The following is a 24,749-nucleotide window of genomic DNA, read 5'->3' on the forward strand; positions in this document are numbered from 1 at the left end:
TAAAAATCAGATTTTCCAAGGGCCACGCATGGCGCGGGTGACCATGCCATTGGCAGCTTCATTGCCCTCAAAACGTTCTGTCTTCGGATCAAACTTCAAGGGCTGGCCAATCTTCGCGGCGATGGCGCCCATGTGGCAGATGGTGGCGGCACGCTGCGCGGCCTCCGCCGGCGCGGCGACCTGACCGCGTGAGAGCACGGCATCAATGAAATTGCGGTGATGATGCTTGGAGACAAAGAGCTTGGTGTCGCTGTCCTTGAGCTTGGTGCGCAGGATGTCCGTGTTGCTGGCTTTCAGCACCTCGCTCTCGCTGAAGATCCAGCCTTCGCTGCCAATGAATTTGGTGCCATAGGTGGCCTTGTCATTCGTGCTGAACATGGTGAGCTTCACCCCGTTCGCGTAGCGATATTCCAGGCGGAACTGCTCAGGCGCATTGTACAGACCTTTGTCGCGGCGCTTCACTTGGCTGGCGCTGACTTCGACCGGTGTGGTGTCATCCATGCCTGCGCCCCACTGCGCCACATCCACAAAGTGCGCGCCCCAGTCAGTGATGTAGCCAGGAGAATACTCGTCGATCCAGCGGAAGTTGAAGTGGCAGCGCGCCGCCGTGTAGGGCCGCTCCGCTGTGCTGCCCATCCACAGGTTGTAATCCAGATGAGCGGGCACTGCCTCCGGGCCTTCGAGTCCGGTGAAGCCGCCACGCACCGCAAAGGTTCCAGGCACACCGACTTCGATCTCCTTCAACTCACCGATGTAGCCATTGCGCACGAGCTCGCAGGCCATGCGCACCTTCATGCCAGAGCGCCGCCAGGTGCCGCACTGTAGCACGCGCTGGTGCTTCGTCACCGCATCACAGATGGCACGACCTTCGCCGATGCTGGCTCCCAGCGGTTTCTCCGAGAACATGTCCTTGCCTGCCTCCGCCGCGGCGATGGCGATGTGCGAGTGCCAGTGATCAGGCGTGGCATTCATGATGGCATCCACATCACTGCGCGCGAGCACCTCACGGAAGTCATTGTAGCAATCCGCCTTCGTGAGTTTGGCCGTCTTCATCGCACGATCCCGATGCTGCCCGTCCACATCACAAATGGCCACCACCTGCACACGCTCGTCGGCAAGGAAGGCATTCATATTGCTCGTGCCCTGGCCACCCACGCCGATGCAGGCGAGGCGGATCTTGCCATTGGGCGAGACAGCTCCAGCACGGCCCAGCACGGCGGCAGGAAGGATGAGCGGGGCTGCGGACTGGAGAAACTGGCGGCGGTTGAGTGAAGACATACCCAGAGGAGACGTCACGAACCCTGGGCGAGCCTGATTCATCCGGCGTGGAATTTAGTCAGTTTGTGACCTCTGGGTCCGTTTCTGAGGCATTCGAATGATTTCCGCCCGCCTCCCTGCCCTGCTGCTGATGATGTCCGCCTGCGCCTCGCCGGCGCCCATCCCCGCCATCCAGCCGTTTCTGGATCAGCACTGCATGGACTGCCATGATGCGGATGCCAAGAAAGGCGGGCTCGATCTGTCTGCCTTATCCACGGATGGCAATGATGCGGCCGCGCATAAGAAGTGGGTGCGTGTGTTTGATCTCGTCTCGACCGGCGAGATGCCTCCTGCCAAGAAGGAGCGGCCCAAACAAGAAGAACTCAAAAGCTTCATCGCTACGCTAGGCTCTGATTTGAATACCAAGCACATCGCGCAAAAGGGCACGGTGCTGCGCAGGCTGAATCGCAACGAATATCAGAACACCATCAATGATCTTCTCGGCGTGAACGTGAATGTCATCGATGCGCTGCCTGAGGATGGACGTGCGCATGGTTTTGACAACATCGGCGAGGCGCTCTCCATCTCCGGCATCCAGATGCTGCGCTACATGGAGGCAGCGGAGCTGGCCATCCATGCGGCCTTGAGCCAGGACACAAAGCCTGAGAGCACGATGCAGCGCGCCACTCTGGAAACTGAGCGCAACAAAGAGCAGATCGGCAAGCAATGGTTGAAGCGCGAGGATGGCTCCATCGTCGTCTTCAACAACGGCGGCTTTCCCAGCACGGTGATTCCGAATCTGCGCGCGACGAGCGCCGGCATGTACAAGCTGCGCGTCACGGGCTATGGCTACCAGATGGAAGAGCCGGTCGTGTATTCCTTGATCACCGGCAGTTTCAACTTTCGCAATGCGGACAACGTGACTCGTAGCTTCCATGAGCTGCCCGCAGGCAAGTCCAGCACGGTGGAAGTCACACTGTACCTCGCTCAAGGCAATGGCATCTGGATCAGCCCGCAGGGCCTGAACGGGCCGGATGGTCATTCACCGGTCAAGGATGGTCCGGACAAATACCCCGGTGAAGGCATGGCTTTTCAGGAGGTGACTCTGGAAGGCCCCCTCATCACCGAATGGCCCCCGCGTGGTCAAAAGCTGCTGCTCGGAGAGGCGAAGCTCAGGCAGCTCCCGCATGGGCTGCCGCCGTCACAGGCCTGGAAGGCCAGAAGCCCGGGCTTCAAACACCAATACACTGCCGACAGCGCGGATCCCGTGGGTGACTCACGCAAGCTGCTCTCCTCTTTTGTCACTGCGGCCTTTCGTCGGCCCGCCACGGCGGCGGATGTGGAGCCTTATGCCAAGCTCTTTGATGCTGAGTATGCCGAGAGCCATGATTTCCTCATCGCCATGCGCACCGCTGCCATCGCGGCTCTGTGCTCGCCTGAATTCCTCTATTTGAAGGAACCTGCGGGGAAGCTCGATGATCTGCAACTCGCCTCACGTCTCAGCTATTTCCTCGCCCGCAGTGCTCCGGATGCCGAGTTGCTCGCCGCGAAACTCACCCAACCAGAAGTGTTGCGTGCGCAAACCGAGCGCCTGCTCAAAAGTGAGTCATTGGACAGCTTCGTGACTGACTTCACTGATGGCTGGCTGAACCTGCGTGAACTTGAGTTCACCACCCCGGACAAGCAGCTCTACCCCGAATACGATGAACTGCTGCTCGACTCCATGCGCCGTGAGACACGCAGCTTTGTGACGGAGCTCATTCAGGACAATCTCGGCATCGCCAGTCTCATCGATAGCGATTTCGCGATGCTCAATGCACGTCTCGCACGTCACTACGAAATTCCCGATGTCAGCGGATTGGACCTGCGGAAGGTGAAGCTGCCGGCGGGGAGTCATCGCGGCGGCATCCTGACTCATGCGAGCGTGCTCAAAGTCTCGGCGAATGGCACCAACACCTCGCCCGTAGTGCGCGGTGTGTGGGTGAATGAGCGGCTGCTCGGCATCGAGCCGCAGCCACCGCCACCGGGCATCCCAGGTGTGGAGCCAGACATCCGCGGTGCCACCACGCTGCGTGAGCTTTTGGACAAGCACCGCAATTCAGAGACCTGCAATGGCTGCCATCGCGTGATCGATCCTCCAGGCTTCGCGCTGGAGAACTACGACGTCATCGGCGGCTGGCGCGAGCGCTTCCGCAGCATCGACAAAGGTGACCAGGTGAATCTCAGGATCGAAGGTCGCAAAGTTCGTTACCGCCTTGGGCCACCCGTGGATGCTGCCGGTGAGCTCAGCACTGGGGCCAAGTTTGCCAACCTCACCGAGCTCAAGCAGCTCCTGCTCGCCAGCCAGGATCGCGTGGCGAAGTGCGTGACGGAGAAGCTGCTGACCTTCGCCACCGGTCGTGAGATGGGTTTCTCAGACCGCGCGGAGATCGAGAAGATCGTGACACAGTCCAAGGACAGGAAACACACCACACGGGATCTCATCCACGCCGTCGTGCAGAGTGAGATCTTCCGCAGCAAGTAAGGCAGGTTTACGAAGATGCAGATCTTCGATGAAGCTTGAGGCTCTCCGAGATTGAATCCACAGCTAACCGTCAACCCTACTTCCGGCTCAGCTTGTAAAACAACCAGCCGCCGATGCCGAGGAAGAGCACGTTGGGCAGCCACATGATGAGATGCGGGAAGGACCCGGGCTTCTCATTCATCGTGTCTCCAAAGATGATGAAGCCGATGTACACCGTGGCGGTGATGAGGCTGAGCGCGAAACCCGTGGAGGTCTCACGTCGCTGCGCGGTCACTCCTAGCGGGATGCCCACGAGCGCGAAAGTGAGGCAGGCCAGCGAGAAGCTGTAGCGCTTGTTCAGTTCCGTGCGCGACTGCGAAAGATGCTTCGGCTCCATCTCCTTGCCGGTGATGACATCTTTTTTGACGGCCAGCTCTTCCCAGAGCTGGTCCGTGCTCTTCATGCTGGCATTCACCCTCACGGATTTGTCCTTCAATCGAGAGAGCGGGAAGGTCAGTGCTGTCTCAGCCGCCTTGATGAAGTCGATCTTCTGCAGCTTCTTGTCAGGCGCGAGGGCGTAGGACTCGATCTCCGCGTTGTAAAGCCTGAGAGTGAAGTCCAGCACACCCTCCTGCGTCTCGAGAACGGCACGCTGTGCACGCACGACCCGCTTCGCCTGCAGTCCCTCCAGCTCGATGATCTCCAGATTCTTCAGCTCACGGCCATCGCGCTTGCCCGTGTAGATGCGGAAGCCTGGCACACGATCCAGCACGCGGCCTTCCTGGAAGAGCGCTTCAGGGTTTTCGACCGCCACTTCGTAAAAGAGCAGCTTCATGCGGTTCTTTGCCGCAGGAGCCAGGTCCACATTCACCCAAAAGCAGACGCCCGAGAGCAGAGCGGCGATGATAAACACCGGCAGGCAGATGCGCGGCATGGACCAGCCGGTCATGCGCATGGAGACCAGTTCATTGTCCGTGGAGAGCCGCCCAAAGACCAGCAGGATGCCGGTGAGAAAGGCCCATGGAATGGTGAAGATGAGCGAAAACGGAATGATGAGGCCGATGAACTCCGCGATCACGGCGAACGGCAGCTTCGTGTCCCCCAGGAGCTCATCGAGCTTCTTGTACACATTCCCCAGCACCATGACACCGCTCAGCAGCATGACCCCCATCAGCGTGGCTGAGAGGACCTGCTTGCCGAGGTAGCGGTCGAAGATGCGGAGAAACATGCGGAGGAGGGGTTCCCGAGGTTCATAGGAACATCAGGAGGAGCTGGAGGGGGTGGGGTGTTCTTTAAAGCGAACCCGGCCCTCACGCAAGCCACACCCGAAGATGCAAAAGCGGCCTCACGCACGCTTCCACTCCGCCAGCACCTTGGGCAGCAGGCGATGCTCCTGCTCCTTGATGCGGGCATGGAGTTTTTCAGCGTTGTCCCCCACAAGGATAGGCACCTTCGCCTGGGCCAGGATGCGCCCGGCATCGATCTCGGCATTCACCAGATGCACGGTACAGCCTGTCTCCAGCTCGCCCTCATCCAGCACATCCTGGACGGCGGTGGCGCCCTTGTAGGCAGGGAGGAGGGAAGGATGCACATTGACGATCCGGTCCGTGAAGGCATCCAAAATGGGGCTTTTCAGGATGCGCATGAACCCGGTGAGCACCACCACGTCCACGGCCGCTTCCTTCAGGATCTCCGCCACCTTCTTCTGTGCCTCTTCGTCAAACCGGCGTGGATTCGCCCCGCCATGCACATGATGCACGGGCAGGCCTTCCCCCTTCGCGATCTTCAGGAAGCCGCTGTCGCCCTGGTCCGTAATGGCCGCCACGATCTGCGCGTCCAGCTCCAGGTTCTGGATGGAACGGATCAGCGCGCGCAGGTTGGACCCCTCTCCCGAACCCAGCACCCCCAGCCGCAGCGGCGGGGCCACACTCTCCGAGGAGGTCATCTTCTCGATGATCTTCGAGGTCGAGCGCCCAGGCACCAGGGACAGGATCTGGATCTGCGTGCCCGCCTTGTCCAGCGCGCCGCGCTCACCGGGGTCCAGAGACTCGGGCGTGTAGTCGCCACCTTTCGCGTAAATATGCGGACGGATGGCCTCGATCAGGCCCGTGGCACGTTTGTCGCTGAAAATGACCACACCATCCACGGCACGCAGGCCGGCCAGCACCTCGGCGCGGTCACGCTCGCGGTTCACGGGACGGCTGGGGCCCTTCAGCTCGCGCACAGAGGCATCGGAATTCAGACCCACGATCAGCGCATCTCCCAAAGCCCGGGCTTGCTGGAGATAGCGCACATGACCGGCATGCAGCAGGTCAAAGCAGCCGTTGGTGAAGACCACCTTCCCACCCGTCCGGTCCAGGGTATCCCGCAGCTTACGCGCTTCGGCAGGCGTCATGGGCATGTGGAGGGCTGGGTCGGACATAAGGAATAGGGCTGACTGTTTATTGAGCGGCCCCCCGGCTCTTGCAAGTTTGCACTGGGCCTGTTTCTGTCACCTTGCACGGGATTCGATCCCCCGTAACAAACCCCATGGCTGACGCATCCCCTCTTCATCCCGACCGCTGGTCCCTCGACTCCTGGTTCTCCGGCTTTGGCAAAGCCGACTACAGCGACTTCAAAACGAAGCTCGTCAGCGATGTCGAGGCTCTGAAAAACCAGGCCTCTGCGCTGGGGAGTGACCTGGCGGAAATCGCCCGCGTCATCAATGCGCTCGAGTCCTTCAGCGACCGTCTCGGCCACCTCTCCTCGTATCTCGGCTGCTTGTCTGCGGATGATGCCAATGATGAGGCCGTGAAGGCAGACGAAGCCTGGATCTCCACGCTGGATGCCGAAAGCACTAAACTGCAGGCCACCCTGCGCTCTGCTCTCGCGAAGCTGGATGATGCCACCTTTGCCAGACTGCTCAGTGATGCCTCCCTCAAGAATGCCGAGCACAGCGTGAAGCGCATGCGTGAGGAAGGGCAGAAGCAGATGACTGCTGAGATGGAATCCCTCGCAGCGGATCTGAATGTGAACGGCCTGCATGCCTGGGGCCGCCTCTATGACACGCTCACCGGCAAGATGGAATTTGAGATGACCTTCCCCGATGGTCATACCGAAACGGTGCCCATGGCCCGCCGTCGCGCCTTGATGTCGGAACCCGATCGCAAGCTGCGCGAGGCCGCGTTTCATGCGGGTCAGAAGCCGTGGAATGATCACGCAGTCACACTCGCCGCCGCCTTGAATGGCATCGCTGGCACACGCCTCAGTCTTTATGATCGCCGTGGCCTTCCGCACTTCCTGAACACGCCGCTCTTTGATGGAGCCATGAGCCGCAAGTCGCTGGATGCGATGCTCGAGGCCATCCACACCAACATCGATCTGCCGCGCCGTGCCTTGCGCAAGGCCGCGAAACTCCAGGGCACTTCCGCTCTTCACTACTTTGATCTCGAGGCTCCGCAGATCGCCGCGCCGGAAGAGAAACCTCTCACCTGGGATGAAGCCTGTGACACTGTGGAGAAAGCTTTCAGTCCCGCTTATCCACGCCTCGGCAGTTACTTCGGTGGCATGCTGAAGGATCGCTGGATCGAAGCCCAGCCGCGTGCGGGCAAGCGCCCAGGAGCCTTCTGCACCGGCTCGCAGCTCAAGCATGAAGAGCGCATCTACATGACCTTTCACGGTACCGTGCATGACATGGTCACCCTGGCACATGAGGCCGGTCATGCCTGGCACTCCTGCGTCCTGCGCCCGGCGCGCTCCTTTGCGGCGAGCTACCCGATGACGCTCGCCGAGACCGCCTCAAACTTCGGCGAGATGATCCTGCTCAGCGGCCTCATGGGTGATCCAAACATCACGGAAGCCACCAAGGCTTACCTGCTCGACCAGGAGATGCTGCGCGCGCATGCCTATCTCATCAACATCCCCATGCGCTATGAGTTCGAGAAGGCCTTCTACACCGAGCGCGCCGCTGGCGAAGTCTCCGTGAGCCGCCTGCGCGAGCTCATGACTGAAGCGCAGCGCAATCTTTATGGTGACACGCTGCTCGATGACGGCACGGACCCCATGTTCTGGGCTTATAAGATGCACTTCTTCATCACCGGAGTGTCCTTCTACAATTTCCCCTACGTTTTTGGTTATCTTCTCAGCCAGGCGCTGTTTGCAAGGTTCAAGGTGGAAGGCGCTTCCTTCCTGCCTCGCTATGAAGCCTTCCTCTCCATGACCGGCAGCGCCACCTGTGAGGAAGTGGTGAAGCAGACTCTCGGCGAAGACCTCACCAATCCCGAGTTCTGGGCCACCGCGCTGAAAGCCATGGAGCCATCACTGGTGGGTTATGAGGCAATCAAATGATCTCCGGCCGATCATTCGGTCATAATATTCGTTAGCCTGACCAAGCAGCACGCTACGGCTGGAGATCATCTTCGGTTGCATGGAATCAGCCTGGGAGGCTGATTCCAGAGGATGTGCCCGAGCATTTAAGTCTTGCCATTTTGATGAAATCGGCTAGAAATGAATTTGTGAAAACCGTTTCGCGCCCAACCAAATGCTTAGCCTTCTTGAATGAAGGAGAAGTGGCGGGCCCGAGATGTCATCGACTGGGCGCCAGTCGACATTAAGCGGGCAGCCCCCTTCCTGATCCGGACTGCCCGCAAACTCCCAAAGGCCACAGGCCTTTGATTCATCACGCACAGCCGCGTTCCGATCCCACGACGGACTGAGCATTTCCCTGCAAGCTCACATCACAGGCATGCCCGTGCACTGACGCGCTCAGACAGCGCGTCCACACACTCCGCATGCCCGTGCGTGGTCGCGCATGGACATGACCCAACCTTTTTCAATCTTTGACACGCTTATTCCCAACCAACTTTGAATCCATGAAACTGTTAGACACCCCATCCCATCGCCCTGCCCTGAACTTCGAACGTCCCTCGTGGCTCGTCACCTGCTCTCTCAAGAGGCGTGAACCCTTCGGCACGGTCTCCAGCCAGGCCAGATATGAACTCGCGGCAACCAACGAAGAAGAAGCCCGCTCAGCCGTGCGCAACTTCGTGCAGCAGGCGCATCCTCGATGCGTGATCGAGTCCATACGCGTGGCACGCCAGAACCTGGCGCAGCCCGCCTGATGTAGGACAGGCATCCAGCTTGTTCGCATGAGCCGGGCGCCCGCCCGGCTCATTTTTTATGCCGATGAACGGCCGCTCTCACACAAAGCAGGCGGGATGCCTGCACCATCACCCAAAACCAAACACACCACTTACCATGAATCTCCATTCCATCTCCTACTACGATCACGTCACTCTTCGTCCGCTCAACGTCCTCGGTGCCTTGCATGAACCTGACATCACGATCCAGGTCGTCCCCGGTCATGAGGCCGATGCCGAGCACGGCCGCATCTCCGCCGAAGCCCCGCTCGGCCGTGCCATCCTGCGCAAGCGCAGCGGTGATACCATCACCATCCAGGTCCGGGACCAGAGCATCTCCATGCGCATCCTGGCCGTGGAGAGGCCTGGGGAGACACACGATGAGCAGATGATTGCTGTCGCCGCATGACCGTGAAGTCGCGCCAGCGTCCTGGAATGCGCCGGCCCTCCGGCGCTCTCGAAGGCCTAACAAAAACCTTCGCGCAAGCCGACGGCGAAGGACATTCGGGATCCATTCGCCTTCGAAAACTCGCTTATCATCCGCTTCGTCGCAGAGCTCCAGAAGACTGGAGCACTCCAGGACGCTTCGCGAAGCTCTTCATCACCCTGTGAATCATCCGATCAGATATCGCATGTGAGCCTAACCATCCTCTCACGGAGTGAGAGGACCACTTTCCTTGGGATCACTCCCACTCAATGCTCGCCGGCGGCTTGGTGCTGATGTCGTAGAGGACACGGTTCACACCTTTGACGCTGTTGAGGATCTTGTTGGAGGCGTTGCGCAGCACGCTGTAGGGCAGCTCCACCCAATCGGCGGTCATGGCATCTTCGCTGATGACGGCACGGAGGCTGATGGCCTGCTCGTAGCTGCGCTCATCGCCCTTCACACCGACGGTCTTCACCGGGAGCAGAGCCGCATAAGCCTGCCAGGTGCGTTCATACCAGCCACTGCGGCGCAGCTCGGCGATGAAGATGGCATCAGCATGCTGCGTGGTGGCCACACGCTCAGCGGTGATCTCACCTGGAATACGGACCGCGAGACCCGGACCTGGGAAAGGATGACGCCACAGAGCCTGATGCGGGATGCCAAGGCTGGCACCCAGCGCGCGCACTTCATCCTTGAAGAGCTCGGCCAGAGGCTCGAGCACCTTGCCCTGCTCCTTGAGCTCCATGATCTTGTCGACCCGGTTGTGATGCGTCTTGATCTTGCTGGCGATGCTGCCGCTGGTGGCGCTCTCGATCACGTCCGGGTACAGCGTGCCCTGCGCGAGCAGTTCCACGTTGTCCGCGACCTTCCAGAACTCCTCCACGAAAAGGGTGCCGATGATGCGGCGCTTCTGCTCGGGATCGGTCACGCCTTTGAGCGCACCGAGGAAGGTGGCGCTGGCATCGATCTGCTCGATCGGCACACCAACCTTGCCGAAAAGCTCTTTGACCTCGGCGGCTTCGTTGAGACGCATCATTCCGGTGTCGATGAAGATGCAGCGCACCTTCACGCCTGCCTTCGCGAGCAAAACGGCCAGCACCGTGCTGTCCACACCACCCGAGACACCGCAGATCACTTCGCGGTTGCCGACCTCAGCCTTGATGCGGTCCAGCATCTGAGCCTTGAAGGCCTCGATGTCGAACTTCGCGAGCTTCGCGCCGCTGTTGATGAGGAAGTTTTTCAGGATGGCCGTACCCTCGTGCGAATGCGTGACTTCCGGATGAAACTGGATGCCCCAGCAGCGCTCGGACCACTTCAGCGCCACCGGAATGGCGTCTTCATTCGTGGCGATGACCTTTGTCGTGCTGGCCAGGTTCGCGCAGGTGTCACTGTGGCTCATCCACACCTGGGACTCATGAGAGATGCCTTTGAAAAGGTCTTCATGATCTGTCACCACCAGCTTCGCAGGACCGTACTCACGTGTCACACCGGGCTTCACCGTGCCGCCATGCTTGATGTTCAGCAGCTGCATGCCGTAGCACACGCCGAGCACTGGCACGCCGAAGGACATGAGCTTGTCATAGTCCACATCCGGAGCGTCTTTCTCAGAGGTGCTGCGCGGGCCGCCGGAGAGGATGATGGCTCCAGGATCCTTCAGGTTGGCCAGCTCCGCCGGTGGATACAAATGCGAGACGAAACCGAGCTCGCGAACGCGGCGGACAATGAGCTGGGAATACTGGGAGCCGTAATCGAGGACGGCGACTTCTTGAGCGGTCATGAGAGGAAACGACGGATGCGGGAATAAGGACTAACCAACGATGCCGATTAACTCGGCTCGTAGTTCACAGGCTCTTCAGTGATGACGACATCATGCGGATGGCTCTCTTTCAAACCACCGGCGGTGATTCGGACAAAGCGGGCCTTGGAGCGAAGTTCATCAAGGTTGTCAGCGCCGACATAACCCATGCCGCTGCGCAGACCCCCCATGAGCTGGAAGACCACGTCGGCTAGAGGGCCTTTGAAGGGCACACGAGCCTCGACACCTTCGGGGACGAGCTTGCCAGAGCTGTTCTGGCCGTAGCGGTCGCCTGCGCCCTTGCGCATGGCCTTGAGACTGCCCATGCCGCGATACTCTTTAAACGTGCGGCCCTGCCATTTGACCATGTTGCCGGGGCTTTCAGCCGTGCCAGCGAGCAGGGAGCCGAGCATCACACAGTCAGCACCGCCTGCGATGGCTTTCACGATATCACCCGAGTAGCGAATGCCACCATCAGCGATCACCGTCACACCACGCTCACGGCAGACATCCGCCACTTCCTGCACGGCAGTGAACTGGGCCATGCCCACACCGGAGATGATACGCGTGGTGCAGATGGAGCCCGGGCCCACACCTACTTTCACGGCGGAGGCACCCGCATTGATCAAATGCAGCGCACCATCTGCGGTGACCACATTGCCAGCGACGACCGGAATCGAACCGCCGATCTTCGCACGAAGTCGCGCAATGACCGAAGCCACCCGTGAGGTATGACCCGTAGCCGCATCAATAAAGAGAGCATCCGCGCCCGCAGCCACCAGAGCCGCGCCACGATCCGCGCAGTCTTCGCCGACACCGACGGCAGCGCCGACTCGGAGCTGGCCGTTCGCATCCTTCGCCGCGTGGGTGAAGGTCTGGCGCTTGATCACGTCCTGACGAGTGATGAGGCCCGCGAGCTTGCCTGCGCTGTCCACGAGCGGCAGTTTTTCAATACGGCGCTGATACATCAGCTTCAGCGCTTCTTCAAAGGAGGTGCCGCTGGTGCCTGTGGCCAGACGGTCCAGAGGGGTCATCATGCCGGAAACCAGCGCGGTTTCGTCCTCGACATACCAGATGTCACGGCTAGTCACCATGCCGACCAGCTTTCCAGAAGGGTCCACGACCGGGAAGCCGCTGACGCCCTTTTCATACATGAGGCGCTGCAGCTCGGCGAGAGTCGTCTCCGGGCGCACCGTGTGCGGGTTCTGAATGACCGTGTTCTCCGAGCGCTTCACACGCGCGACCTGCTCTGCCTGGTAGTCGATGGGGCAGTTGCGGTGGATGACTCCGAGGCCGCCTTCACGAGCCAGCGCGATGGCCAGCTCCGATTCAGTGACCGTGTCCATGGCAGAGGACAGAACAGGAATATTCAGATCGATGCTGCCGCCGAAGCGCGTGCCTATTTTGACATCTCCGGGCAGAACTTCACTGAGACCTGGAAGGAGGAGAACGTCGTCGAAACTGAGTGCGAGGGAAGGTGTGGCGCCCATAGGCCATCTAAGCGGTCTCTCGCGGACTGTCACGCGAAATCGTGAACTGCTGCATTCCCCGCAGGGCTCAGCCATCAAAAAAAGGCAGCGGCTATATCGACAGGATTAACAAGATGGGAGTTATTCACAATCCAGGCATCACTTCCTCACGTAGATCAGCATTCGGTCGTGCACCAGCAGCACGAGGTCCAGCTTGCCATCCGCATTGAGATCCAGGGAAGTATAGTCATGCGGCTCGTTCTCGCGGCCGCTCTTGCCACGAAAATGCGGATCCGTCTCGAAGATGCGGAAATACATGGCGCTGCTCCAGGCTGGCGGCGTCTTGCCATCCGGCTGGAAGAGCTCCAGCACCCGGCTCGCGCTGAAGTCCACCAGCGCGATGTCATCCACATCGAGGCCGGAGAAGGCCGCGGGAATGAGGTCGGAGGGCTTCGTGTCCTTCAACTCGGAATCAAAAGACACCAATGTGTCCAGCTTCATGGCGGAGCCACTGAGCGGCGTGATCTCAAAGCTCGTCTTGCTGATCACCAGCAGTTTGTCTCCCATCATGTGCATCTGCTCGGCCGAGAGAGATGACAGCGCATGCGTGCGACCCGCACGAAACACACCATCCGTTCCAGGCACCATCTCATGCAGTTTCTGCTGCGCGCTGTCCGCCAGGAGCACGGTCATATTGCCTTCCACCTTCGCCACCAGCACCGCGCTGAGCTGCGAGGTGGAATCCGGCGCGTTGAACTGCTCCACGGTCACGGCTTTGCCATCCGCCCCCACCTTGAAGGCACGGGCGAGCTGGTCCTTGGCCACGATGATCTCGTCCTTGCCATCACCATTCACATCCGCGCTCGTCAGCGCCACGGGAGAGATCTTGTTCACCAGCGAATCCGGCAGACCTTCCGCACGCTTGAAAGGTGCCTTCGCATCCGTCTGGCTAAGCAGCACCTGCATCGGCGCCAGGGTGGAAAAGAGCGCGAGATCACCGCGCCCATCCTGATTCGCATCGATGACACGCACCGCGTTAGGCTTGCCAGTCGCGCTGGTCAGCTCCTGCGTGCTGGAGATGAATTTTTTCTCCGCGGCATTCCATTTCAAACTGAGCAGGTTCGCCTTCCCCTTCACGTCCGTCAGCACCAGGACGTTCGCCGTCTTCTCACCGGTCACATTGCCCGCCGTGAGCGTGAGCAGCGTGTCCGTGCTCTGATGAATCACTTCTGGGTAGGCCAGACGGTCCTTCTGCCAGCGCGCCAGGCCGATGGACTTCTCTCCCGGGCTTGAGACAATCAACTCGGCCTTCTCATCTCCATCCACATCCGCGATGGCCAGCGTCTCGATGCCGCTCAGCGCCGGAAACTCACGGCCTTCGCGGAAAGAGCCGCCCTTCACACCCGCGAAGAACCACAGCCGCGCATTCTTGGCCTCCGTCAAAACCACGTCCTCGATGTCGTCGCCATTCAGATCACCAAACGCCACCGCGCCGCCCTTCGCATCACTCGCCGGCATCGCATAGCGGATGCTCGCCGCCCGATCCGCGTTTGGCTCCACCGCGCCCGTGGCCAGCTTGGCGATCTCCACCATGCCGGTGCTGTCATGGATGTAGCCCAGACCTGTGGCCTTGCTGTCCTTGCCAAGCTTTACAGGATGCGTCCAGCAGCGGCTGGCCTCGGTCTCAAGCCGCCACTCCTCGCCAAAGGAAGCGCCTTCCTGCTGCAGGCGCACGAGCACCGCGTCCGCATCGGGCGAGGTGTAAAAAAGGTCCGCCTTGCCATCGCCATTCAGATCACCCGTGCGCAGGCCGCCGCAGCCAGACTGGCCGAGCACATAGCTCTTCACCTCGGCCCAACCATCTTTGCTTTGCAGCCAGACCATCAGACGTGTGTCCGTCAGCAGCGCCAGGTCAGACTTGCCATCGCCATTCAGATCCAGGGACAGCAGTGATTCACTGTCATCCGCCGTCGAGTCGAGGATGAACTCCTTCTTCTGCGTCCAGTCACCCGGCTTCGCGCCCTGCGTGCGCAGGATCAGCTTCTCCTCATCCGTCACATACGCGATGTCCGGGCGTTTGTCGCCGTTCCAGTCACCCACGGTCAAAGCGAAGGCGCTATGACCAATGACGAAGGGCTGCTTGTCAAAGCGTGAGATCTCCAGGATCGGATTCCAGCGGTCCGAGCGCGAGCTGCGCTCCGGCTCGCCAGGGCGGATGCCGTCCTTCCGCTGGATCAGGAACTCCAGACGGGCGCGATCCTGGTTGATGATCGCGATGTCCGTGAGCCCGTCGCCATTGAAGTCCGCCGCGCGCGGGCAGGACGTGTTCCAGTCCAGCTTCACCACCTCCGGCCCCTCGAAGTAGAGCTTGTCAGCCGCGAAGGCAGAGGTGGAAGTCAGAAGAGCAAGAGCGAGCGAACGCATGGGAGAGAAATGACGAATGAGTAAGCACGAATGACGAAAGAATGACGAAGCCCGAATAACAAAAGATGAGTCCATGAAAGGGAGCTCTGCACCTTGGTCAGATTCGAGCTTCGGATTTCGTGCTTCCTTCGTCATTCGGAAATTCGTCATGAGTCATTCAAAAGGCCGCGCAAGGCCCTGATGACATCACCAGGGCCGCCGGCCTTTTACTGAACAGGCTTGGACAACATCCGCACATGGAATGCCTCGGGAAGGTTGTAGTTGGCGGAGGCTTCCGTGCCGAGGTACTTCTTGAACATCTCGTCGGAAGGACGGGCAGCCGGGTCGAACCACTCGGTCAGGTCATCACTGGCAGCTTCGGTCTCACCAGCGGCATCAGCCTTGGGGCCTTTGCCCGGACCTTTTTTCTTCGCGGCACCGCCGCTCTTCTTCTTGCCTGCGGCCTGCTTCTGCACCGCCGTCATGGCATCCACCACCAGCAGCAGCTGCTTGCTGGCATCTGCCACACCGAGGCCAAAGTAGTTCTTCGGCAGGGAGGCGATGAGATCCTGCGTGCGTGGAGAGTCCCAAATGCTCGGGCCGGCAGGTTCCTTCATGCGAGACAGCACCTTTTTCAGCACTTCTTGTTTGCCGGTGCTGAAGAGCAGGTAGTCCTTCGTCAGGCAGTAACCGATCTCTGTGGAAGCTGCGCCCGGGGTCGCAGCCTGGCTGGCCTTGTACGTGCTGATCGTGTGACCGAGATACTCGGTGTCCTCAAAAGCCGCGCCGAATCCCTGGCCCACGAACTTCTTCAGGCTCTCCAGCACTCCCACAAGCTTCGCGTGGTCCTTCACCTTGATGCCAAAGACCTGGCTCTGCTCCAGAGCCTCGCCATCGCTGGTAGTGATGATTTCATCACCCAGGCTTCCAAAGAGGTCCTCTTTGATCTTGAAGCCCATCTGCTGCTCGATCTGGCTGATCTGCATGGTCGCCATCATCGCCACAGGACCCAGCTTGTTCACGATGCCAAGCAGACCGCTGTAGATCTCCTCCAGGCTCTGGCGGCCCACCTGGCCGGAAAGCACGTCCGCCGGGATGAAGGCAGGCAGCGGCACGTCTGTGCTGGTGCCGCGGAAGAGGGTGAGCAGGCCGGTGGGATTCGCCGGGTGCAGCAGGCCGAAGTCGATGCGTGACTCCTTGTCATTCAGATCGACCGCAAAACCGATGGACTGAAATTCCTTCGTGCCGAGCGCCTCGAAAATGGTCTTCGGGTCGATGGGCATCGCCGACTGGCCGCTCTTCATGGTCTTGGTCAGCGTCTGCTCCAGCCATTTCATCAGCGTCTCGCCATTCACATAAGCGGTGATGTCAGCGGTGCCATCGGAAAGCTGGGCATGGCGGTTGATGTGGCTGGTCACGGTCTCAGAGACCTCGCCATTGCCGCTCTTCACCGCCGAGATGAGGTACTCCAGCAGGGCAGGCTTGTCCCCGATGATGAGCGTTCCATCCACAAAAGCGTAGGCTTGTTTCCACTTCGCGTCCGCCTCTTCAGACACCGCCAGCACGTTCAGCGGCACACCGGCCACGTCCTTGGTCAGCTTGCGCAGTTCCTTGTCTTCCGTCAGATCTTCGTCCACATCCTTGGCCAGCAGTTCCTCCCACTTCGCCTGCTGATCGCCCACTTCCATGAGGATGGCGAAAGGCTTGCCGGCCGTGTCTTCCATGTCCTCGGGGCTGTCTCCCGCGATGACCAGGAGCACGCTGCCCTGGATGCGCTTCAGATTGGCCTCCAGGCCTTCACCCGTGCCTTCTTTAAATTCCTTGTCCCAGGCAGGCTCGCCATCTTTGTAAACAGGCGCGATCCACTTCTTGAACTCAGGGTCCGCGATCATCTTGCCGTAGCCGCTCTTCTCCCAGTCAGTCATGAGCTCGGGAGCATCTTTGATCGCGAAATAGCCCACCGTGTTCTTCGGCAGGAGCTTGAGCCATTGCTCAAGCTTCGCGGCCTGGGCGGGAAGCGCCAGCAAGGCCAGCGCGCTGATAAGGGTGAGGGTATGCTTCATGGAAACAGATGAATGAGTGAATGAATAAACAATAAGTTAGGCAATGAGGAGCTTTCCCTCCGCAGAAAAGATCACGGGGCTTCTTTGGGAGATTCTTTGTTCGCAGGCGGTGCCGGTGGCGGCAGGTAGCGGAAGCCGGCATTCGGATTACGCGGGTCGAAGGCGAAGGCGTCGCGGTTCTTCAGAAACAGTTTCAGCACATTCCCGGGAATGGAGAAGCCTAGCCCTTCCACCCCCATGCCGGCGATCTTCATGTTGTTCACGCCGATCACCTCGCCACGGCCGTTGAAGAGCGGACCGCCCGAGTTACCGGGATTGATCTGCGTCGTGCTCTGGATGTACCAGCGTCCGCCGCTCTCACGAGATTTGATGCTCACGATCCCTTGTGAAACACTGCGCTCAAAGCCCAGCGGGCTGCCGATGGCAAACACCCCCTGCCCTTGCGTCAGCGAGTCCGAATCTCCCAGCGGCACATAGGGCAGCGTGTCCACCGCCGGATCGTCGATCTGCAGCACGGCAAGATCGAGGAAGCCGTTCATGGCGATGATCTTCACCTTCGTGAAAGCCTGCTTCTCCAGCCCGTCCTGCTTCTTCCGATACACCACCACCGTCAGCTCGCGCTCACCGGCGATCACGTGCTGGTTCGTCACCACATAACCAAGTTTGTTGATGATGAATCCCGAGCCCAGCCCGGAGGCCGTCTGGATCTGCACCACCGCCTCGGCCACACGCTCCACATTCTTTTCCACCGCCAGCGGCTCGCGGCCTGGCTCCACAAAATAAATGTCCTCGCCACGGCTGGCCGAAACATTCGAACCAGTGTTCACCGTCGCGGCGATCTTCTCCATCTTGGCGATCTCCGCACGCGGCACGCTGAGCACGGTGAAGCCAAGATCCAGCAGGATCATGTCATCACGCTCCCTCAGGATCTGCCCCTGCATGGAGGTTCCGTTTTTCAATACCACCTGAGTGCCATCGGCTGCCTGGGCACCCAAGGCGCCGCAAAAGCATGCCGTGAGCGCCGCTCTCCTGATCTTGATGCCAAAATTCATCACGAGCACAAACGCTAGCGTGCGCCTCCACGCTTACTAGGACTTTTCTTTCTTCAGCGGATTTTTTGCAAACGGCCCCGATCCTTCATCTTCCCAGATATTCACCCGGAATCACTTCCTCCTCACCGCCATCTGCATGGATGGCCTCCGCGATCACACGATTGGTGATCTCCTCCAGATAGGTTTTGAGCACCTCGCTGAGTTCCAGAAACTCCGGCCAAAGCGTCTCATCCACAAAACTCCGCGGCACCCGCACCATCACCGTGTTCCGCCGCTGCCGAGCGTAGCGGTAAGGCCGCAGCTCATACCGCCGCAGCAGAGCCAGAAACAGCTTCTTCGACCACCCGTCCATGAGCGTGAACCGGTACTCGATCGCCCGCTCCACCTTCGAAGTCGCATCCAGCCGCTGCCGGATCCGCGCCATCGCCTCCGCCGCCGCTTCCTTCTCCCCCGCCGTCGCCGCACCGGCATACAGCCGCTCGATCTTCCGGAGCTTTTCGAGGAGGTCACTTTCGCGCATGGCAGTTGAGTCGCCCCACCCTTTGCCAGCACCTTGCCCAAAAATCCAACCTGGATTTGGCCGGATTCACCTGGATCGCTCCCACGATGCCAGAACTCCCCAATCCCACACCACTCGGATCCGGTCGGATTTGGTCGGATTGACTTCCAAAGTGGCCAGCTTTCTCCGAAAGTTGAGCCTCGGCCGGATTCCGCGCGGCACCCTTCTGAAATCCCACCTGGATCCACTTGGATTTGGCTGGATCGGCCCTTCTTCGAAACAACGGTCAACCACCGTAAACGATCGTAAACGGCTCCCCGTCATCCCCTCCCAATCTCCAAATCTCCTGTGAAAAAAGTGCACTCATAGCCCCGCAACCTCCACCACCTCCCCTCATCCTCCAACGGACCCAAGCGGACCCTTTGGACACCGCGCCACTCTTCCCAAAAACAAACCAGCCGGAACCTCACGGCCCCGGCTGGCAAAAAGCGATCACTTAAAACGCTCGGCGAATCACGCAGCGGCCTTCACCTTTTTCAGGTGGCTGTACCCCACCAGCTTCCGGGACTCCTCGTCCCAAAGACGCAGGCTCGCGCACTTCAGGCTCTTCCAGAAGGTCAGCGGCTCGATGGACTGGAACAGCGGATGCGAATTGTGGCAGCGCTCCAGATGGTAGTTCGGGATCTTCGAGCTCAGGTGATGGATATGGTGGTAGCCAATGTTCCCCGTGAACCACTGGAGGATTTTTGGCAGCTTGTAGAAGGAGCTGCCTTCCAGCGCGGCCGTGGTGTAGTTCCACTCGTCGTGGGTCTCCCAGTACACGTCCTCATACTGATGCTGCACATAGAACATCCAGATGCCGGCTGCGCCTGCCACCATCGTGACCGGAAGCTGCATCATGAGGTAGTTCTGCCAGCCAAACAGCCAGCTCCAGAGCGCCGCCCAAAGCGCGAGCGCGATGTTCATGGTCATCACCGACTTACGATCCTTGCCCTTCGCGCCGGAAGACGGAAAGCGCTGGTAGATCACAAACATGGCCAGAGGTGCGACCACAAAAAGGATGACCGGATTGCGCGCCAGACGATAGGCGAACTTCTTCCAGCGGGAGGCTTCCAGATACTCCTGCACGGTCAGCGTCCAGATATCACCCTCACCGCGGCGGTCCAGGTCTCCCGATGTGGCATGGTGCACATTGTGCTGCCAGCGCCAGTGACCGTAGGGGGTCAGAGTCAGCATGCCCGTGAAGAAGCCCACGATCTCGTTCGCCTTCCTCGACTTGAAGTAGGAGCAGTGGCAGCAGTCATGGAAGATGATGAAGGTGCGCACAATTAGCAGACCGGCCAGCAGGGACAGACCCAAAGTCAGCCAGTAGGAAACGGCCAGACTCAGGTACATCAGATACCAAGTCACAAAATACGGCACAAGCGTGTTCACCATCTGCCACACAGCGCGCGGCACGGAGGGAACCTGAAACTGAGCAACGATCTCTTTCCATTCTGCGATGGAAGGCAGGGGACGGCGGGCGGAGGATTCGGTCATGGGTTAGAGGAAGCCCTCTTGTAGCACATTTTCGGTATTTCGTCTGTGAATTTTTTGAGACAAAGTCGCTTTAAGGCCTCAAGGGCGGCCCTTCTCAGAGGGCAAACCCAGCTTTTCCGCTCAAATGAGGCGCAGGAAAAAACCAATAAGGCGGGGCATTCATACCCCTCCGCCTCCAGACTCAGGCGGCGACTTCGGCCTAGACAGGAACCCTCATCGCCTGTGGCTACCCACGCTACTTGATCACCCCAGACCAGCCAATCCGGTTGCCTGCGATCAGCCGGCTGATGCCCACAAAAAGCGTCTCCCCAAAATTGCACGGGTAGTTGTTCCGATGACACACCACCCACTCCCGCACCGGCGGCTTCCGACCCAGCGGCAGCGAGGTCAGCAGCCCCTTGTCCAGCTCCTCCGCCGCCAGCCACGCCGGGATGATGCCCACTCCCATGTCCAGCCGCACCAGTTCCTTGATCACCTCCTCATTACCAATCTCGATGAACGGCTGGATCACGATCTTCTCCCGGCTCCAGTAGTCATCGATCAGCCGCTTCGTGTGGGACCGGCTCTCCGTCAGAATGAAACGCTGCGCCGCGATCTCCGCGCGGTTCACCTTCTGCGCCCGTGCCCAGGGATGCTGCGGATGCGTGATGAAGGACAGCACATCCGAGGCCACCGGGATGCAGGTCAAATTGCGATGATCCGGCGTGCGCGGGCACAAGCCCAGATCAATGCGCCCCTCCGCCAGATCCTGGGCGATGCTCGCTGCCGAGCCCTGCGTGATCTGGATGGACATCTGCGGGCAGCTTTCCTTCAACTCCCGGATCACCGCAGGAATGAGGTACTGACAGGCCGTGGGGCTGGCCCCGATTCGCAGCCGCGCCGCCCGCCGGTCTGCTCCAGTGCTCCCCGTCTGCATCTGCTGCAGGGATTGCAGGATCTCCTGAGCCTGTGCCAGCAGCCGCGTCCCCTCGTCCGTGAGCAGCATGCGCCGTGTGGTGCGCTCAAACAGCACCTTTCCCAGGGACTCCTCAAAGGCCTTCAACGCATGCGAAATCGCTGACGGGGTCAGATTCAGCTCCCGCGCCGCGAGCTTCATATTGCCGGTGCGGGCGAGCGTGACAAACACGCGCAGGTGTCGGGTTTCCACAAGGGTCTCCATGGCGTGATGGATAAGCGGAGCAGTGAATTCCAGCAATGAAGGTTCCAAATCTTTGCTGAATCTTGTTCATTAATCGGCAGAAATTGTTTCACTCAGTTCGCCAAAACTTGAATGGGCTGGAAGCAAAACTGCGGGCACGAGTCACTCATCATGACTCCTGCAAACACCAGTCTCAGAGTCCCGCAGCGGCGCAAACGCGCCGGCATCACCGCTCCCCAGCCGCCCAGGCGCATCACGGTGGCCTATGTGCCGCTCACAGACTGCTCCCCGCTGATCGTGGCGCATGAGATGGGCTTCTTTGTCCGGCGTGGCCTGGACGTGCGCCTCTCCCGTGAGGCCGGCTGGACCACCGTGCGTGAAAAAATGCTCCATGGCGAGGTGGATGCCGCTCATGCCCCGGCCAGCATGGTCTTCCAGATCTCCCACGGTCTCGGCGTCACCCCGGTCCCCTGCCTCACCGGCCTGATTCTGGCTTACCATGGCAATGCCACCGTCGTGTCTAACGAACTCTATGACATTGGGGTCACGGATGCAGCCTCGCTCGGCCAGCTCGTGGCACGTCTCAAAGGCCGCCGTCGGCTCACCTTCGCCTGTGTGTTAAAGTACTCCTCCCAGCACTACCTGCTGCGCCGCTGGCTGCGCTCAGGCGGCATTGATCCGGACAAGGACGTGGACATCGCCATCGTGCCGCCACCGTTGATGGCCGAGTGCATGGAGCAGGGCCACCTGGACGGCTACTGCGTCGCCGAGCCCTGGGCCTCCGTGGGCATCCTGCGCGGCAGTTGCCGCTGCATCACGCTCAGTGCCGACTTCGACCCCATGCATCCGGAGAAGGTCATCATGGTGCGCAGTGAGTTTGAGCACGACCGCCATGACGAGCATGTGCTCATGATCTCCGCCCTCATCGAGGCCGCGCGCTGGTGTGACAAGCCTGCGAACCGCCCCGCGCTCGCCACTCTCCTCGCCTCCCGTCCCTACCTGGGAGTACCGGTGGAAGCCACGCGCAATGCCCTCGTCGGCCCCTTCCGCATGGGCGGCAAAAGCACCACGGATGCCTCCCGCGCCATCGTCTTCAGTCGTGATGAAGCCAGCCGCCCTTCCGATGCCAAGGCACGCTGGGTCATCCAGGAAATCCGCGCCCATGGCCTGGGCAATGATTTGCCGCAAATGAGCCAGGAGCGCGTCAGCGCCCTCTTCCGCGAGGATCTCTATGAGGAGGCCCTCGCCCTCACACCGGCCGCCGCCAGATCCCCCGCCCACTCCCCAGCCTAACCAAAAGAAAAACACACCTAAAGCCCCACTCCCATGACCAAAGCCACCCTCACCGAAACGATCCTCGCCGCCAAAAAAGCAAAACAGACCACCTGGGCCGCCATCGCCCAGGCCGCCTGCCTCTCGGAAGTCTATACCACCTCCGCCTGCCTCGGTGAAAATGCCCTGCCGCCAGAGGCAGCGGAAAAAGTCGGTACCTTCCTCGGCCTCGGCCCGGATGTCGCGGAAGCCCTCGTCGAGTTCGCCAACAAAGGTGAGGCCGCCTCCACCGTCACCCAGGAGCCCCTGCAGTATCGCTTCCAGGAGATCATCTATGTTTACGGCTCCACCCTCAAAGCCCTCATCGAGGAAAAATTCGGCGCCGGCATCATGAGCGCCATCGACTTCACCATGGACATCGACCGCATCCCCGACCCCAAAGGCGACCGCGTGAAGATCGTCATGAACGGCAAGTTCCTCGGCTACAAGACCTGGTAGCCAAAAAGTCCGGGCCACCACCGAACCAATATTACAATACGCAATATTGGTTCGGCACTCTGGCGTTCGGAGCACGGGCTTCAGCCCGTCATGGCTTCCGAAGCTTCAGCGTAGAAGACAGAAAGTCGCTGCCACCAAGCAGCCACCCTCTCCCTCCACTCTCGGGCAGCCTGCCGCGAAAAAACGGCCCCCTTCGACCCCAGGAAAAACAAACTGTTGGGAAAAATTTTGTAATCGACATCACTCGATCGGGTGATGCACTGGTGAAGACGCAGTGAAAACATCCTGAAGATGACCGGCCGTCGGGCGTTTTTGAGATTGCTCCCACGATCCCTTATCCTCAAGAATCCCGCCATGGACGACCTTCCCGACGTAAACGCCCTGATGAAAGAGATTGGTCCCTGGCTGGATGCAGCCCAGATCGACCAGCTCTCCGACGGACTCTGGAACATTCTTCTCGATGACGACCACATCATCGAGGTCGAGCTGGATGACAGCCGGAACGTCTTCGTGCTCTCCATGGACATCGGCCAGCCCGCGCGGGGCAACGAGACGGAGATTTACAAAACACTCCTTCAGATCAATGCCCTCTGGCGTGACACTGGCGGCATCCGCATGGCCATGGAAGGCGGGGACGAGGGCCAGCTCGTGCTCATGTTTGATGTCCCCCTCCAGGGTCTCGACGTCGACAGCTGGGGCCTGCGCCTGCACAATTTCGTCGATGCAGCCCTGGGCTGGCGCGAGGCCGTGACCAAGGAGACCTCAGTTTCCTATGAAGCGCCAGACATGCTGGCTGGCATGATCCGAATCTAAACAAAGATCAATCTCAACTCCCAAACATCATGAGCAGCATCGCCATCAAGCAAAACACGTCCTTCCAGCAGCTCCAGGACTTCATGCAGGCGAATGCCGGCAAGGACATCCGGGCCAAGACGGACGACAAGGGTGAGGTCACGCTCTATGCGCGTTCCAACTGGAAGCCCAGCGTCCGCTACTTCAGCCAGAAGGGGGACATGTCCGGACGCACCGCCAAGCAGGACCTGGCCCGCGCCACCGTTTCGAAATTCATGACTGATCGCGGCATCCCTGCGAACATGGCAAAGGAGCTCATGAGCTCATGCAAGCCGGGCGAGCTTCACGCCACCTCCACGACCAGCACCGGCATCTGGATCAAGGGTAGCGGCTTCACCTTCCCAGGCATGCAGGGCCATACCGGTCTCGACCAGGTCCTGAGCCAGGCAGACAAATATGCGCAATTGAAGGCCAAGCCCTTCACCGAACAGCTCAAGGACCCCGAGCTCGGTCCCAAGATCCGCGATGGCTGCAAAAAGGCCTACTGTCCCGAACTCTCCAACTGCCTGGATGGCTTGAATGAACTGGGCAAGGACGGCGCGCGTTGCTCCGACCGCGAGCTCCGCAACTTCGTCGGCCGCTTCATGAATGGCGGGCAAGAGTCCGTCAACGATGACCTCATGGGCCCGAACACCGAAACCACCGGCATCAAAGGCTTTAAAAACGACATGGCGAAGTGGGAAGCCATGCCCCCCGGCCAGGAGAGGGATGCGGCCAAGCAAAAGCTCCTCGACGAGCTCCAAACCACCCTCGCCAAAGGCGTCGACAGCATGATCCGCGGCGACGTCGTCCGCCGCATGCCCGACTATTGATTCCTGATTCGAGATTCCTGAGTCCTGAGTCACCGCATCCGCGAAGTCGCGAA

At 60.1% G+C, this 24,749-nt stretch carries 20 protein-coding genes; 9 read left to right on the forward strand and 11 right to left on the reverse strand.

Annotated elements, in window-relative coordinates:
• Positions 1 to 6 precede the first annotated feature (6 nt).
• Positions 7 to 1,278 carry a Gfo/Idh/MocA family protein gene (locus BGE01nite_RS12455; protein WP_170266754.1) on the reverse strand — a complete coding sequence of 424 codons (1,272 nt, stop codon included), beginning with the start codon at positions 1,276 to 1,278 and terminating at the stop codon, positions 7 to 9.
• Between the two features lie 97 nt (positions 1,279 to 1,375).
• Here BGE01nite_RS12455 and BGE01nite_RS12460 point away from each other — a divergent pair, with 97 nt between their 5' ends.
• Complete coding sequence (locus tag BGE01nite_RS12460) at positions 1,376 to 3,781, forward strand: DUF1592 domain-containing protein (RefSeq protein ID WP_146850793.1); 2,406 nt, start codon at positions 1,376 to 1,378, stop codon at positions 3,779 to 3,781.
• Between the two features lie 76 nt (positions 3,782 to 3,857).
• Here the strand turns inward: BGE01nite_RS12460 and BGE01nite_RS12465 are convergent, their stop codons facing one another.
• Both BGE01nite_RS12465 and purN read right to left on the reverse strand, forming a co-directional pair.
• Positions 3,858 to 4,988, reverse strand: a complete 1,131-nt coding sequence (locus BGE01nite_RS12465) for an LptF/LptG family permease (protein WP_146850794.1) — start codon at positions 4,986 to 4,988, stop codon at positions 3,858 to 3,860.
• Between the two features lie 117 nt (positions 4,989 to 5,105).
• A complete protein-coding gene (purN, locus tag BGE01nite_RS12470) occupies positions 5,106 to 6,182 on the reverse strand; it encodes a phosphoribosylglycinamide formyltransferase (protein WP_146850795.1) in 1,077 nt (358 codons plus the stop codon).
• Between the two features lie 107 nt (positions 6,183 to 6,289).
• Between purN and BGE01nite_RS12475 the strand changes: the two genes are divergently transcribed.
• From BGE01nite_RS12475 to BGE01nite_RS12490, 4 genes are all read left to right on the forward strand, one after another.
• The gene (locus tag BGE01nite_RS12475) at positions 6,290 to 8,086 is read left to right on the forward strand and encodes a M3 family oligoendopeptidase (RefSeq protein ID WP_146850796.1); all 1,797 of its coding nucleotides are present in this window, start codon (positions 6,290 to 6,292) and stop codon (positions 8,084 to 8,086) included.
• A gap of 524 nt (positions 8,087 to 8,610) precedes the next feature.
• Positions 8,611 to 8,859: a hypothetical protein gene (locus tag BGE01nite_RS12480; RefSeq protein ID WP_146850797.1), complete on the forward strand. Its 249-nt coding sequence runs from the start codon at positions 8,611 to 8,613 to the stop codon at positions 8,857 to 8,859.
• 136 nt (positions 8,860 to 8,995) lie between these two features.
• Entirely contained in the window at positions 8,996 to 9,286 is a 291-nt protein-coding gene (locus BGE01nite_RS12485; RefSeq protein WP_170266755.1) for a GreA/GreB family elongation factor, read from the forward strand.
• Positions 9,283 to 9,489: a hypothetical protein gene (locus tag BGE01nite_RS12490; RefSeq protein WP_146850799.1), complete on the forward strand. Its 207-nt coding sequence runs from the start codon at positions 9,283 to 9,285 to the stop codon at positions 9,487 to 9,489. Before BGE01nite_RS12485 ends, BGE01nite_RS12490 begins: the two co-directional genes overlap by 4 nt.
• Positions 9,490 to 9,560: 71 nt before the next feature.
• Here the strand turns inward: BGE01nite_RS12490 and guaA are convergent, their stop codons facing one another.
• The 8 genes from guaA to BGE01nite_RS12530 all read right to left on the reverse strand — a co-directional run bounded on the left by guaA (position 9,561) and on the right by BGE01nite_RS12530 (position 21,283).
• On the reverse strand, positions 9,561 to 11,081 hold the full coding sequence (gene guaA, locus BGE01nite_RS12495; RefSeq protein ID WP_146850800.1) for a glutamine-hydrolyzing GMP synthase: 1,521 nt from the start codon (positions 11,079 to 11,081) through the stop codon (positions 9,561 to 9,563).
• Between the two features lie 47 nt (positions 11,082 to 11,128).
• Positions 11,129 to 12,589, reverse strand: coding sequence for an IMP dehydrogenase (guaB, locus tag BGE01nite_RS12500; RefSeq protein WP_146850801.1), 1,461 nt, complete (start codon positions 12,587 to 12,589; stop codon positions 11,129 to 11,131).
• 138 nt (positions 12,590 to 12,727) lie between these two features.
• Complete coding sequence (locus BGE01nite_RS12505; RefSeq protein ID WP_170266756.1) at positions 12,728 to 14,992, reverse strand: FG-GAP repeat domain-containing protein; 2,265 nt, start codon at positions 14,990 to 14,992, stop codon at positions 12,728 to 12,730.
• Between the two features lie 206 nt (positions 14,993 to 15,198).
• Positions 15,199 to 17,034, reverse strand: coding sequence for a hypothetical protein (locus BGE01nite_RS12510; protein WP_146850803.1), 1,836 nt, complete (start codon positions 17,032 to 17,034; stop codon positions 15,199 to 15,201).
• 71 nt (positions 17,035 to 17,105) lie between these two features.
• Entirely contained in the window at positions 17,106 to 18,086 is a 981-nt protein-coding gene (locus tag BGE01nite_RS12515) for a trypsin-like peptidase domain-containing protein (RefSeq protein WP_246145718.1), read from the reverse strand.
• Positions 18,087 to 18,171: 85 nt separating this feature from the next.
• A complete protein-coding gene (locus tag BGE01nite_RS12520) occupies positions 18,172 to 18,606 on the reverse strand; it encodes a hypothetical protein (RefSeq protein WP_146850804.1) in 435 nt (144 codons plus the stop codon).
• A 492-nt stretch (positions 18,607 to 19,098) separates the two neighbouring features.
• Positions 19,099 to 20,124 carry a fatty acid desaturase gene (locus tag BGE01nite_RS12525; protein WP_146850805.1) on the reverse strand — a complete coding sequence of 342 codons (1,026 nt, stop codon included), beginning with the start codon at positions 20,122 to 20,124 and terminating at the stop codon, positions 19,099 to 19,101.
• A gap of 235 nt (positions 20,125 to 20,359) precedes the next feature.
• The gene (locus BGE01nite_RS12530; RefSeq protein WP_146850806.1) at positions 20,360 to 21,283 is read right to left on the reverse strand and encodes a LysR family transcriptional regulator; all 924 of its coding nucleotides are present in this window, start codon (positions 21,281 to 21,283) and stop codon (positions 20,360 to 20,362) included.
• 150 nt (positions 21,284 to 21,433) lie between these two features.
• Here BGE01nite_RS12530 and BGE01nite_RS12535 point away from each other — a divergent pair, with 150 nt between their 5' ends.
• The 4 genes from BGE01nite_RS12535 to BGE01nite_RS12550 all read left to right on the forward strand — a co-directional run bounded on the left by BGE01nite_RS12535 (position 21,434) and on the right by BGE01nite_RS12550 (position 24,696).
• Positions 21,434 to 22,555 (forward strand): CmpA/NrtA family ABC transporter substrate-binding protein, encoded by a 1,122-nt coding sequence (locus tag BGE01nite_RS12535; RefSeq protein WP_170266757.1) that lies wholly within the window; start codon positions 21,434 to 21,436, stop codon positions 22,553 to 22,555.
• Between the two features lie 33 nt (positions 22,556 to 22,588).
• Complete coding sequence (gene cynS, locus BGE01nite_RS12540) at positions 22,589 to 23,032, forward strand: cyanase (protein ID WP_146850808.1); 444 nt, start codon at positions 22,589 to 22,591, stop codon at positions 23,030 to 23,032.
• Between the two features lie 354 nt (positions 23,033 to 23,386).
• Positions 23,387 to 23,845, forward strand: a complete 459-nt coding sequence (locus tag BGE01nite_RS12545) for a type III secretion system chaperone (protein ID WP_170266758.1) — start codon at positions 23,387 to 23,389, stop codon at positions 23,843 to 23,845.
• 29 nt (positions 23,846 to 23,874) lie between these two features.
• Positions 23,875 to 24,696, forward strand: a complete 822-nt coding sequence (locus BGE01nite_RS12550; protein ID WP_146850810.1) for a hypothetical protein — start codon at positions 23,875 to 23,877, stop codon at positions 24,694 to 24,696.
• Positions 24,697 to 24,749: the final 53 nt, after the last annotated feature.

The organism is Prosthecobacter gellanilyticus, from assembly GCF_007992435.1.
GTDB classification, from domain to species: Bacteria; Verrucomicrobiota; Verrucomicrobiia; order Verrucomicrobiales; family Verrucomicrobiaceae; genus Prosthecobacter; species Prosthecobacter gellanilyticus.

Excerpts from the sequence above, each read along its gene's own strand:
- BGE01nite_RS12525 (WP_146850805.1), bottom strand. The coding sequence starts at position 20,124 with ATGACCGAATCCTCCGCCCGCCGTCCCCTGCCTTCCATCGCAGAATGG.
- BGE01nite_RS12485 (WP_170266755.1), top strand. The coding sequence starts at position 8,996 with ATGAATCTCCATTCCATCTCCTACTACGATCACGTCACTCTTCGTCCG.
- purN (WP_146850795.1), bottom strand. The coding sequence starts at position 6,182 with ATGTCCGACCCAGCCCTCCACATGCCCATGACGCCTGCCGAAGCGCGT.
- BGE01nite_RS12520 (WP_146850804.1), bottom strand. The coding sequence starts at position 18,606 with ATGCGCGAAAGTGACCTCCTCGAAAAGCTCCGGAAGATCGAGCGGCTG.
- BGE01nite_RS12535 (WP_170266757.1), top strand. The coding sequence starts at position 21,434 with ATGACTCCTGCAAACACCAGTCTCAGAGTCCCGCAGCGGCGCAAACGC.
- guaB (WP_146850801.1), bottom strand. The coding sequence starts at position 12,589 with ATGGGCGCCACACCTTCCCTCGCACTCAGTTTCGACGACGTTCTCCTC.
- BGE01nite_RS12515 (WP_246145718.1), bottom strand. The coding sequence starts at position 18,086 with ATGAATTTTGGCATCAAGATCAGGAGAGCGGCGCTCACGGCATGCTTT.
- BGE01nite_RS12530 (WP_146850806.1), bottom strand. The coding sequence starts at position 21,283 with ATGGAGACCCTTGTGGAAACCCGACACCTGCGCGTGTTTGTCACGCTC.
- guaA (WP_146850800.1), bottom strand. The coding sequence starts at position 11,081 with ATGACCGCTCAAGAAGTCGCCGTCCTCGATTACGGCTCCCAGTATTCC.
- BGE01nite_RS12510 (WP_146850803.1), bottom strand. The coding sequence starts at position 17,034 with ATGAAGCATACCCTCACCCTTATCAGCGCGCTGGCCTTGCTGGCGCTT.
- BGE01nite_RS12505 (WP_170266756.1), bottom strand. The coding sequence starts at position 14,992 with ATGCGTTCGCTCGCTCTTGCTCTTCTGACTTCCACCTCTGCCTTCGCG.
- BGE01nite_RS12465 (WP_146850794.1), bottom strand. The coding sequence starts at position 4,988 with ATGTTTCTCCGCATCTTCGACCGCTACCTCGGCAAGCAGGTCCTCTCA.
- cynS (WP_146850808.1), top strand. The coding sequence starts at position 22,589 with ATGACCAAAGCCACCCTCACCGAAACGATCCTCGCCGCCAAAAAAGCA.
- BGE01nite_RS12550 (WP_146850810.1), top strand. The coding sequence starts at position 23,875 with ATGAGCAGCATCGCCATCAAGCAAAACACGTCCTTCCAGCAGCTCCAG.
- BGE01nite_RS12490 (WP_146850799.1), top strand. The coding sequence starts at position 9,283 with ATGACCGTGAAGTCGCGCCAGCGTCCTGGAATGCGCCGGCCCTCCGGC.
- BGE01nite_RS12460 (WP_146850793.1), top strand. The coding sequence starts at position 1,376 with ATGATTTCCGCCCGCCTCCCTGCCCTGCTGCTGATGATGTCCGCCTGC.
- BGE01nite_RS12480 (WP_146850797.1), top strand. The coding sequence starts at position 8,611 with ATGAAACTGTTAGACACCCCATCCCATCGCCCTGCCCTGAACTTCGAA.
- BGE01nite_RS12545 (WP_170266758.1), top strand. The coding sequence starts at position 23,387 with ATGGACGACCTTCCCGACGTAAACGCCCTGATGAAAGAGATTGGTCCC.
- BGE01nite_RS12455 (WP_170266754.1), bottom strand. The coding sequence starts at position 1,278 with ATGTCTTCACTCAACCGCCGCCAGTTTCTCCAGTCCGCAGCCCCGCTC.
- BGE01nite_RS12475 (WP_146850796.1), top strand. The coding sequence starts at position 6,290 with ATGGCTGACGCATCCCCTCTTCATCCCGACCGCTGGTCCCTCGACTCC.